Raw genomic sequence first — 10,405 nt, forward strand, 5'->3', positions numbered from 1 at the left:
TGCCCAGCCGCGTCGGCTCGCCATCCTGGTCGACAACCGCGGCCACGGCCCAGGCCCGCCCTGTCCGCTCGCCCGGCTGCCGCCGCCCCAGCTCAACCTGGGCCGCGCCGCGCAGGCCCCGCCCGGGCGTAAGCAGGCTGAGCGCCTCGAGCAGGTTGGTCTTACCGGCCCCGTTCGGCCCTACCAGCCATACCGGCGCCCCCGACAGGGCGATCTCGGCCCGCTCATAGGAGCGGAAATCCGTCAGGGTCAGATGGGTGATCGCCGTGCGCACGCGCGGTGTTTAGCGGGTTTCGCCCAACAGGTCGAAGGCCGAGGCGGAAGGTTCAAAGACCGATGTAATATCCTTGCCTTGGCGGACGATGCGCCCGCAACTGGCGGCCTCGTTTCCGGAGTCCGCCCTTGCGCAAGATGCTGCTCCTGGCCGCCGTGGCCAGCCTCGCCCTGCCCGCCTACGCCTCAGCCGCGCCGATGGCGGACGCCGCGGCCATCACCACGCCCAAGCAGGCCCTGGGCCATGACCTGGGCGAGGACTATTTCCTGGCCAGCTATCGCCAGCTGCAGACCTATTGGAAGTCCCTCGACGCCCAGTCCGATCGCGCCCAGCTGGTCGAGATCGGCAAGACCTCTGAAGGCCGGCCCCAGTACATGATGGTGGTCTCCTCGCCGGAGAACCTGAAGGCCCTGGACCGCTATCGCGACATCGCCGCCAAGCTCGCCAAGGGCGAGGTCTCGGAAGCCGAGGCCCGCAAGCTGGCCGGCGAAGGCAAGGCCGTGGTCTGGATCGACGGCGGCCTGCATGCGTCGGAGGTCGAACCCGCCCAGGCGCTGATGCTGGCGGTCTACAGGGCCGTCACCGACAACGACGCCGAGTGGCTGCGGATCCTGGACGACACCGTCATCCTGTTCGCCCAGGTCAACCCCGACGGCCAGGACCTGCTAGCCGACTGGTACATGCGCAATCCCGACCCGAAGCAGCGGGTCGCGGGCGCCTCGACCATCCCTGATCCGCGCGCCCAGACCCCGCAGCTGTACCACAAGTACATCGGCCACGATAACAACCGCGACTTCTACATGTCGGCCCAGGCCGAGAGCACCAACATCAACAAGGTGCTGTTTCGTCAGTGGTTTCCGCAGATCGTCTACAACCACCACCAGACCGGCCCGACCGGCTCGGTGGTGTTCATGCCGCCCTTCCGCGACCCCTTCAACTACAACTACGACCCGCTGATCATGACCGAGCTCAGCGAGGCGGGCGCGGCCATGCACAGCCGCCTGGTGGCCGAGGGCAAGCCCGGCTCGACCATGCGCAGCGGGGCGACCTATTCCACCTGGTTCAACGGGTCGTTGCGGACCATCTCCTACTTCCACAACGCCATCGGCATCCTGACCGAGATCATCGGCAACCCGACGCCCATGCCCCTGCCCCTGGTGGCCAGGAACCAACTCCCCCGCAACGACCTGCCCTCCCCGGTCGCGCCCCAGACCTGGCATCTCTCCCAGTCCATCGACTATTCGCTGTCGATGAACCGCAGCCTGCTGGACTACGCCAGCCGCAACCGGGAGCGCCTGCTGTTCAACATCTGGAAGATGGGCGCGAACCAGATCGAGGCCGGGTCCAAGGACAGCTGGACCATCACCAGCCATGACATCGAGCGCCTGGAAGTCGCGGCCAAGGGCAAGCCCACCCCGCCGCAGGGCGGCATTGATCCGGCCCTCTACGCCCAGGTGCTGCGCGATCCGGCCAAGCGCGATGCGCGGGCCTATGTGATCCCCGCCGACCAGGCCGACTTCCCCACGGCGGTGAAGTTCCTGAACGCCCTGATCAAGACCGGTGTCACCGTCCAGAAGGCGAACGCGCCCTTCACCGCCGGCGGCAAGACCTATCCGGCCGGGTCCTTCGTGGTGCTGACGGCCCAGGCCTACCGGCCCCAGGTGCTCGACATGTTCGAACCCCAGGACCACCCGCAGGACTTTGAGTATCCGGGCGGCCCGCCGGTTAGGCCCTATGACACCACCGGCTACACCCTCGCCTTCCAGATGGGGGTGACGTTCGACCGGGTGCTCGAGGGCGTCTCCGGCCCGTTCACGCCCATCAGCGACCTGATCGCCCCGCCGCCGGCCAAGGTCTCGGGCTCTGGCGCCGCCGGCTGGCTGGTCAGCCACCGGCTCAACGACAGCTTCATCCTGGCCAACCGCCTGACCAAGGCCGGCCAGAAGGTCTATTGGGTCGACGGCGCCTCGTCGGCTGAGGGCCAGGACCTGGGGACCGGCGCCCTGTGGATCCCGGCCACGCCCAAGGCCAAGGCCATCGTCGAGACCGCCGCGGCCCAACTGGGCGTGCCGGCCTATGCGCAAGGCTCCGCGCCCACGGCCCGTCTGGTCCAGGTGAAGACCCCGCGCGTCGCGCTCGCCGATGTCTATGGCGGCTCCATGCCCTCGGGCTGGACCCGCTGGCTGCTGGAGCAGTTCGAGTTCCCCTACACCGTGGTCTATCCCCAGCGCCTGGACGCCGGAAACCTCGCCAAGGCCTTCGATGTCCTGGTCCTGCCTGAGAGCGTCGGCATCGAGGCCCAAGGGATCGAGCGCCGCCGCCGCGGTCCCGGCCAACCGAAGCCTGAGGATATTCCGGCCAAGTACCGGTCCTGGCTGGGCGCCATCACCGCGGAGACAACCGGCCCGCAGATCGCCGCCTTCCTGAAGGCCGGCGGCGCGGTGGTGGCGGTGGGCGATTCCACCGGCGTCGCCGACATGCTGAAGGTCTCCGTGACCAACCCGCTGACTGAGACCGTCGACGGCAAGGTCAAACCCCTGCCAGGCACGAAGTTCTACATCCCCGGCTCAGTGGTCAGCGCCCGCCTGGACACCCGCGCGCCCCTGGCCTGGGGCATGGCGGCCGACACCCCGATGTTCTTCGATTCCAGTCCCGTGTTCCGCATTGATCCCACGGCCAAGGGCATCAAGCCGATCGGGACCTTCGCCACCAAGACCCCGCTGATGAGCGGCTGGGCCTTCGGCCAGGAGCGGCTGGAGGGAACCACCGCTGTCGTCGACGCCTGCGTCGGCAAGGGTCACCTGTTCCTGATGGGCCCGGAAGTGAACCAGCGCGGCCAGTCCCACGCCGCGTTCAAGCTGCTGTTCAACGGGCTGTATCTGGGGGCCGCGCCGGACGCGAATCCTTGCCAATAGCTCTGTCCCTTCTCCCCTTGTGGGAGAAGGTGGCCTGGCGGAGCCAGGTCGGTTGAGGGGTCTCTCAAACCCCTCCGATCTTGCGAATTCAACAGGAAGCGCCTGCGCGACCCCTCATCCGGCCCTGCGGGCCACCTTCTCCCGCAAGGGGAGAAGGACTCCGTAGATCAAACCCGCAGCGGCATCAGGACGTAGCGCACGTCCGGGTCCGTCGGGTCCAGCACCAGGGCCGGGTCGTTCGGGCCGCCGAAGCGGAATTCGGCCAGTTCGCCGCCGATCTGGTCGGTGACGTCCAGCAGGTAGCGGGCGTTGAAGGACAGTTCGAAGCTCTCGCCGCCGTAGTCAACCTCAAGCTCTTCCACCGCCTGGCCGGCTTCCATGTTGCGGACGGTCAGGATGATGCGGCCGGGCTCGATGGCCATGCGCACCGAGCGGCTCTTCTCGGCCGAGATGGTCGCCACGCGGTCCACGGCCTTCGCGAACAGCTTGTTGTCGACCATCATCACCCGGTCGTTGTCGCGCGGGATCACCCGGACATAGTCGGGGAAGTTGCCGTCGATGACCTTGGAGGTCAGGGCGGCGCCGCCGAACTCGAACCGCACCTTCTGAGCGCTGACCTGCAGGTCGACGGTCTCGCCGGCGTCCTCGAGCAGGCGGCGCGCCTCGCTGACGGTCTTGCGCGGCACGATCACGCCGGGCGCGCCGGCCGAGCCTTCCGGCGCGGCCATCTCGGCCAGGGCCAGACGGTGGCCGTCGGTGGCCACAGCGCGCAGCTTCTGCGAGCCGCCTTCCACCACCGTGTGCAGGTAGAGGCCGTTCAGGTAGTAGCGCGTCTCCTCGGTGGAGATGGCGAAGCGGGTCTTGTCGATCAGGCGGATCAGGTCGCCCACGTCCACGCCGATGCGGCCCGACAGGCCCTCGGACGACATGACCGGGAAGTCGCCCGCCGGCAGCACCGGCAGGTTGAAGCGCGAGCGCCCGGCGGCCACGGTCAGGCGCGGGTCTTCGCCGGTGAAGGACAGGGAGACGTCGGCGCCTTCCGGCAGCTTGCGGACGATCTCATAGAGGGTGTGGGCCGGCGCGGTGATCTGGCCGGGCTGGTCCACCTGGGCCAGGGTCTCGTCGATGATCTCCATGTCGAGATCGGTCGCCGAGAAGGTCAGGCGGTCGCGATCCGCCGACAGCAGCACGTTCGACAGGATGGGGATCGTGTTGCGGCGCTCCACGGCGCTCTGCACATGCCCCAGCGCCTTCAGAAGAGCCGCCCGTTCGATCGTAAGCTTCATGTTCCGGTCCACATCTCCCAGCGCCAGGGCCTCGTCGCCGCCGGCGCCCCCGATTGGAGGGGACTTGAGACTTTAAACATTATCGCAGCGCGGGAAAGAGCCGCAAACCGCCCAGGTGTGGATTCAGCTGTCCTTTTCCAGCACGGCGGCGGCCTGCGCCAACTGCCGGGGCAGGGCGGCGGGGATCAGGGCGCAAAGCTCGGCATGGGCCGCCTGCCAGACCGGCAGGGCCCAGGCCAGCCGGCGCACCCCGGTCTCGGTCAGCCAGGCCAGCTTGCGCCGCCCGTCCGGCTGGGCGATCTCCACCAGCCCCTGGCGGGCCAGAGCCTGCAGGCTGCGGGTCAGGCTGGAGGGGTCAAGACCGGCCCGCCGCGCCAGGGCTCCCAGGCTGTCGTCCTGGGCGCAGGCCAGGTGGGCCATCAGGCTGATCTGGGCTGGCGCCAGGCCGGTGGAGGCCAGCCGCGTCTCCAGAAAGCCATTGATCCGCCGGCTCGCCGTGCGCGCGAATCCCGCCAGGCAATCGCTCGCCACCACCTCCGCGGCGTCGCGCAGCTCAGTGCGCCGGTCCCGGGGCGGAGGAGCTTGCCTGGGCTTGAACATGCGTAAATTGTACATGCAATTATTGCATATGCAAATCGTGACAGAATGCGCCACGGATGGTGGGCTCGTCGCCGGACCTTCAGCACGACCTTATTGACTAAACGGACTTATTTTCCAGAAGGCCCTGGTGTCATCCCGGTTTCGGCGCAGCCGAAGACCGGGACCCATAGACACCGATTTATCCGGAAGACCCCGCGCGTCTGGGTCCCGGACTTCCGCCGCTCCGCGGCTCCATCCGGGATAACACCGAGGGTGAACCCTCTCCCGCAAGCGGGAGAGGGAGCAACGGCTTCTACGCCTTGCGGTCCACCGACGCCCCGGCGTCGTCGCCGCCCTCGGCCGGGGCCTTGGCGTAGGGATTTGTCGCGCCGCTCTCGCCGCCGGCGTCGCCGCCGCCGGAGCCCTTGGCGGCCACCACCACCATGGCCGGGCGCACCAGCCGGCCCAGCAGCTCATAGCCCGGCTGCAGGGTCTGGATCACCGCCCCGCCGGCCACCTCGTCCGAGGGCTGCTCCATCATCGCCTGGTGCTGGTGGGGGTCGAACTTGTCACCCTTCTTCGGCTCAAGCCGCTTCAGGCCGTTGGATTCGAAGGCGGTCAGCAGGGCCTTCTCGGTCATCTCGACGCCCAGGACGAAGTTCTTCACCGCGCTGTCGTCGGACTGCGGCGGGGCCATCAGGGCGCGGCCCAGGGTGTCACCGACGCTCAACAGGTCACGGGCGAACTTCTGGATGGCGTAGGCGCGGGCGTCATTGGCCTCGCGCTCGGCGCGGCGCTTGGTGTTCTCCATGTCGGCCGCGTAGCGCAGCACCTGTTCCTTGAGCGACGCGATCTCGGCGTTCAGCGCCTCCATGTGATCCAGGGCGGCGTCGGCCACGGCGTCGATCTCTTCGGCCGGCGTTTGATCGTCGGACATGTCTTTTACCTCTTAAGCGTTCGTCACCTGGGACAGGACGCGGGCGGTATAGTCCACCAGCGGGATGACCCGGGCATAGTTCAGGCGCGCAGGCCCGATCACCGCGATCGCGCCCAGCACCTTCTGCCGGCCCGTCATATAGGGCGCGGCGATCACAGCGGAACCCGAAAGCGAGAACAGTCGCGTTTCGGCCCCGATATAGATGCGCACGCCCTGGGCTTCACGCACCCCGTCTAGCAGCCCGATCAGCTGTTCCTTTTGCTCCAGATCATCGAACAGCATCCGCACCCGCTCGAGATCGTCCAGGGTCTCTCGGTCGTGCAGCAGGTTGGCGTGGCCCCGCACGATCAGGGCCCGGTCGATGCTGTCGCCGCCGCTCCAGGCGGCCAGGCCATCCTCCACCAGCCGCGCGGCGGTTTCGTTCAGCTGGCGGCGGGCCTGGTCCAGCTCGGCCTTCACCTCGGCGCCCGCCTCGGCCAGGGTGCGGCCGCGCAGGCGGGCGTTGAGAAAGTTCGAGGCCTCTTGCAGGGCGCTGGGGGTGACGCCGGCCGTCAGCCGCATCAGCCGGTTCTCCACCGCCCCGTCTTCGAACACCATCACCGCCAGAGCCTGTTCCGGCGACAGGAAGACGAACTCCACATGCTTGACGCCGGCGTCGCGGGCCGGGGTGACCACGATGCCCGCCCCGCCGGCCAGGCCGGACAACAGGGCGCTGGCCTCAGCCAGGGCCTCGTCAAAAGACCGCGCTCGGCCGGTCAGCCGCGATTCAATGGCCCGGCGCTCCTCCTCGGCCACATCGCCCACCTGCATCAGGCCGTCGACGAACAGCCGCAGGCCGGCATGGGTGGGCAGGCGGCCGGCGCTCACATGCGGCGCGCCCAGGAGACCCAGCTGGGTCAGGTCCTGCATGGTGTTGCGGATCGAGGCCGGGGACAGCTGCACGCCGCCCTTGGACAGGGTGCGCGAGCCCACAGGCTCTCCGGTCTCCAGATAGCTCTCAACCACCCGGCGGAAGATGTCGCGGGCGCGCTCGTCCAGCTCGGTGAGGGACGGGCCCCGGGGCAGCAGCGGACTGGTCACGACGTCAGACCCATGGACGGAAACCTCCTCATCTAGGATAAGCGCGGACCCCGCCGGCGCAAGCGCCGCCCCAAATTCAAGAGACCTGAATGCGCCCGTCCGACCGTACGCCCGACATGCTCCGCGCCGTCACCCTGGAGACCGGGGTGAACCGGTATGCCGAAGGGTCATGCCTGGCCAGCTTTGGCCATACCAAGGTCCTGATCACCGCCAGCGTCGAGGAGCGGGTGCCGGGCTTCATGCGCGGCCGGGGCGTGGGCTGGGTCACGGCCGAGTACGGCATGCTGCCCCGCGCCACCCACACCCGCGGCCGCCGCGAGGCCTCCGAAGGCAAGCAGTCGGGCCGCACCCAGGAGATCCAGCGCCTGATCGGCCGGTCGCTGCGCGCCATCATCGATCCGGCGGCGCTCGGCGAACGTCAGATCTCCATCGACTGCGACGTGGTCCAGGCCGACGGCGGCACCCGCACAGCCGCCATCACGGGCGCCTGGGTCGCCCTGCGCCAGGCCACCCGCTACCTGCTGGACGAAGGCGTCATCACCACCGACCCGATCCTCGACCAGGTCGCCGCCATCTCCTGCGGCGTCTACAAGGGCGTGCCGGTGCTGGACCTTGAATATGAAGAGGATTCCAACGCCGAGGCCGACGCCAACTTCGTGCTGACCGGCAAGGGCGACATCGTCGAGATCCAGGCCACCGGCGAGAAGCGCGGCTTCACCCAGGGCGAGTTCGAGGCCCTGTTCGGCCTGGCCCGCAAGGGCATCGGCGAACTGGTGACCCTGCAGCAGTCGGCCGCGAAGTAGCCAAAAGAAAAGGCGGGCCCTTTTGGACCCGCCTTCTCCGTACGCTAAACCCTCGACACTATTGGGGGGCGGTCGAGGGGTACTGAACTCTTGAGCCCTAGCGGCCGGCCAGCAGGTGGCGGAAGGCCTCCGGCGGCATACGCGCCAGTTCATCCGCGAGCGGGCCCATCAGCCGGGCGACCAGACGTTCAACAAAGCGAGCCATCTCCACCTCCATATTGCGATGCAGCATTGATGTTGCGGCGCATATAGGGTGAAAATTTCAGGGGTTCAATAAGCCTGCTGCACGATTCGTCCCCTGCGCCCGCGTGCCGCAGGCGATTTCGCCGCAGTGCGGCAATCAGGCCCGGCCATGACGCGCGGGGCGGACTACTCGTCCTCGATCAGCGGCTCATCGTCCCCAGGGCCGGGCTCATAGAGCAGGATATCCCCCGGCTGGCAGTCGAGTTCGCGGCACAGGGCCGCCAGGGTCGAGAAACGCACCGCCCGGGCCTTGCCGGTCTTCAGGATCGACAGGTTGGCGATGGTCACGCCGACCCGGTCCGCCAGCTCGGTCAGCGACATGCGCCGCTCCAGCAGCACCCGGTCGAGAAGCACGCGGATGGGCATCAGATGGTCAGCTCCGCCTCGCGCCGCAGCCGGGCGCCTTCGCGGAACACTTCCGCCAGCACGAACACCACCAGCACGGAGAACCAGGCCGTCAGGCTCAGGCCCGACTCCACCTGGTTTCGCCCCGGCAGCAGCCAGGCGCTGAGGATCTGGAACCCATAGCGGCCCAGCTCCAGCGCCGCCAGGGTCAGGCCGATCACCCGCAGGCGCCGCACATTGTCGGGATGGAAGGGGTCGCCGGCCGTCAGGGTGGCGAAGATCTGCCGCAGCCGGGCGACGATCACCAGCACGCCGGCCAGGTACAGCCCGACCGCCAGGATCGCGCCCAGCAGCACCGGCGGCTTGGCCAGCAGCTCGGATTCCCCGGCCGACAGGGCGATGTCGCCGATCAGGTCAGGATTGAAGGACAAGAGCAGGGCCGCGAACAGCAAGAGGCCCGAGACCCCCAGGCCCACCCACAGGGCGTAGAACACCACGTCCAGGATGGTCTTGAGGAAGCTCGACACCGAGCCCGGCCCAAGGGCGCGCATCAAAGGCATCAGGCTTCCTCCAGGTCCGCGGATCGGAGGCAGTTTAGGCGGCCAGGCGGCCCGCCGCCACGGCCAGGATCGGCATGGAGGCGAGAAGGACGAGAACACTGGCGGCAATCCGTTCGAGGACGGTCATGGCGGACGAATACATAGGACAACTCCGGTCGATTTTTGTGCTGCGCTGCAGCATGTGTGCCAACGGCTAAGCGCCGTTCATGGCGATATTCAATATGGCCACATCGCTTTCCGATCAAATCGAATATCGATTTTCGATATTAAACTTTTGCAATGCAGCGTGAGCGCGGAATCCCTATGGTCCGGCCTCCAAGGAGTTCCGCATGCCCCTCGTCCTCGAACCCGGCGCCCGGCTGGTGGTCGCCACCCACAATCCCGGCAAGGCCCGCGAGCTGACCCAGATCCTGGAGAACCGCTTCGAGCTGGTCACCGCCGGCCAGCTGGGTCTGGCCGAGCCGGACGAGACGGAGACCACCTTTGTCGGCAATGCGCTCCTGAAGGCCCGCGCCGCCGCCGAGGCCAGCGGCCTGGTGGCCCTGGCCGATGATTCCGGCCTGTCGGTGGCGGCGATCGGCGGCGATCCTGGCGTCTATTCCGCCCGCTGGGCCGGGCCGGACAAGGATTTCGCCCTGGCCATGCGGGCGGTGATGGACAAGGTCGAGGCCTCGGGCTCGGCGGATCGGGCCTGCTGGTTCACCTCTGCGCTCGCCGTCGCCTGGCCGGGCGGGCCGGGCCTGGTGGTCGAGGGCCGCATCGACGGGACCCTGGCCTGGCCGCCGCGCGGCGACCGCGGCTTCGGCTATGACCCGATCTTCCAGCCCGACGGCTTCACGCAAACCTTCGGCGAGCTCGACCCGGCGGCCAAGGACGCCATGAGCCATCGCGCGCGGGCCTTCACCAAGCTCAAGGCCGCCCTGCTTTGAGCGGGCCGGCGCTCGGCCTTTATGTGCATTGGCCGTACTGCGCCCGCATCTGCCCCTATTGCGACTTCAATGTCTTCCGCGACCGCGGCAAGCGGGCCGAACAGCTGGCCCTGAAGGACGCGATCCTCGCCGACCTCGCCGCCCAGCGCGCCCTGACCGGCCCGCGCGACCTCACCTCCATCTTCCTGGGCGGCGGCACCCCGTCCCTGATGGACCCCGACTGGGCCGGCGAGATCATCGCGGCGGCCCGCAGCCTGTGGGCCCCCGCGCCCGACCTGGAAGTCACCCTGGAGGCCAACCCCACCGACGCCGAGGCGGCCCGCTATGCGGCCTTCGCCCAGGCCGGGGTCAACCGCCTGTCCCTGGGCGTCCAGGCCCTGGACGACGACAGCCTGAAGCGCCTCGGCCGCGACCACGGCGCCGACGAGGCCCGCCGCGCGGCGGCCACGGCGGC

General features: G+C 68.5%; 11 protein-coding genes. 4 read left to right on the forward strand and 7 right to left on the reverse strand.

Annotated features, from left to right (window positions below; all coding sequences use genetic code 11):
• On the reverse strand, positions 1 to 274 hold a 274-nt coding region (locus tag ACFQ27_RS19815; protein WP_377354790.1), incomplete at its 3' end, for an AAA family ATPase.
• A 137-nt stretch (positions 275 to 411) separates the two neighbouring features.
• Between ACFQ27_RS19815 and ACFQ27_RS19820 the strand changes: the two genes are divergently transcribed.
• Positions 412 to 3,189 carry a M14 family zinc carboxypeptidase gene (locus ACFQ27_RS19820; protein WP_377354798.1) on the forward strand — a complete coding sequence of 926 codons (2,778 nt, stop codon included), beginning with the start codon at positions 412 to 414 and terminating at the stop codon, positions 3,187 to 3,189.
• 167 nt (positions 3,190 to 3,356) lie between these two features.
• Here ACFQ27_RS19820 and dnaN read toward each other — a convergent pair whose 3' ends face one another.
• The 4 genes from dnaN to hrcA all read right to left on the reverse strand — a co-directional run bounded on the left by dnaN (position 3,357) and on the right by hrcA (position 7,071).
• The gene (dnaN, locus tag ACFQ27_RS19825) at positions 3,357 to 4,475 is read right to left on the reverse strand and encodes a DNA polymerase III subunit beta (RefSeq protein ID WP_374343733.1); all 1,119 of its coding nucleotides are present in this window, start codon (positions 4,473 to 4,475) and stop codon (positions 3,357 to 3,359) included.
• A gap of 123 nt (positions 4,476 to 4,598) precedes the next feature.
• The gene (locus tag ACFQ27_RS19830) at positions 4,599 to 5,075 is read right to left on the reverse strand and encodes a MarR family winged helix-turn-helix transcriptional regulator (RefSeq protein WP_377354791.1); all 477 of its coding nucleotides are present in this window, start codon (positions 5,073 to 5,075) and stop codon (positions 4,599 to 4,601) included.
• A 292-nt stretch (positions 5,076 to 5,367) separates the two neighbouring features.
• Positions 5,368 to 5,991, reverse strand: a complete 624-nt coding sequence (grpE, locus tag ACFQ27_RS19835; RefSeq protein ID WP_377354792.1) for a nucleotide exchange factor GrpE — start codon at positions 5,989 to 5,991, stop codon at positions 5,368 to 5,370.
• 12 nt (positions 5,992 to 6,003) lie between these two features.
• A complete protein-coding gene (hrcA, locus tag ACFQ27_RS19840) occupies positions 6,004 to 7,071 on the reverse strand; it encodes a heat-inducible transcriptional repressor HrcA (protein ID WP_377354793.1) in 1,068 nt (355 codons plus the stop codon).
• 89 nt (positions 7,072 to 7,160) lie between these two features.
• On the opposite strand from hrcA, the gene rph reads away from it, so the two are divergent.
• Positions 7,161 to 7,874 (forward strand): ribonuclease PH, encoded by a 714-nt coding sequence (gene rph / locus ACFQ27_RS19845; protein ID WP_377354795.1) that lies wholly within the window; start codon positions 7,161 to 7,163, stop codon positions 7,872 to 7,874.
• A gap of 369 nt (positions 7,875 to 8,243) precedes the next feature.
• On the opposite strand, the gene ACFQ27_RS19850 is transcribed toward rph, so the two are convergent.
• Together ACFQ27_RS19850 and ACFQ27_RS19855 are read right to left on the reverse strand one after the other, a co-directional pair.
• Positions 8,244 to 8,483: a helix-turn-helix domain-containing protein gene (locus ACFQ27_RS19850; protein ID WP_374343743.1), complete on the reverse strand. Its 240-nt coding sequence runs from the start codon at positions 8,481 to 8,483 to the stop codon at positions 8,244 to 8,246.
• A complete protein-coding gene (locus tag ACFQ27_RS19855; RefSeq protein ID WP_374344532.1) occupies positions 8,483 to 9,013 on the reverse strand; it encodes a DUF2975 domain-containing protein in 531 nt (176 codons plus the stop codon). Before ACFQ27_RS19855 ends, ACFQ27_RS19850 begins: the two co-directional genes overlap by 1 nt.
• A gap of 338 nt (positions 9,014 to 9,351) precedes the next feature.
• Here ACFQ27_RS19855 and rdgB point away from each other — a divergent pair, with 338 nt between their 5' ends.
• Positions 9,352 to 9,951 carry an RdgB/HAM1 family non-canonical purine NTP pyrophosphatase gene (gene rdgB / locus ACFQ27_RS19860; protein ID WP_377354796.1) on the forward strand — a complete coding sequence of 200 codons (600 nt, stop codon included), beginning with the start codon at positions 9,352 to 9,354 and terminating at the stop codon, positions 9,949 to 9,951.
• On the forward strand, positions 9,948 to 10,405 hold a 458-nt coding region (locus ACFQ27_RS19865), incomplete at its 3' end, for a radical SAM protein (RefSeq protein WP_377354797.1). The genes rdgB and ACFQ27_RS19865, both read left to right, overlap by 4 nt.

Origin of the sequence: Phenylobacterium conjunctum (genome assembly GCF_042679085.1) — a bacterium.
GTDB lineage: Bacteria > Pseudomonadota > Alphaproteobacteria > Caulobacterales > Caulobacteraceae > Phenylobacterium > Phenylobacterium conjunctum.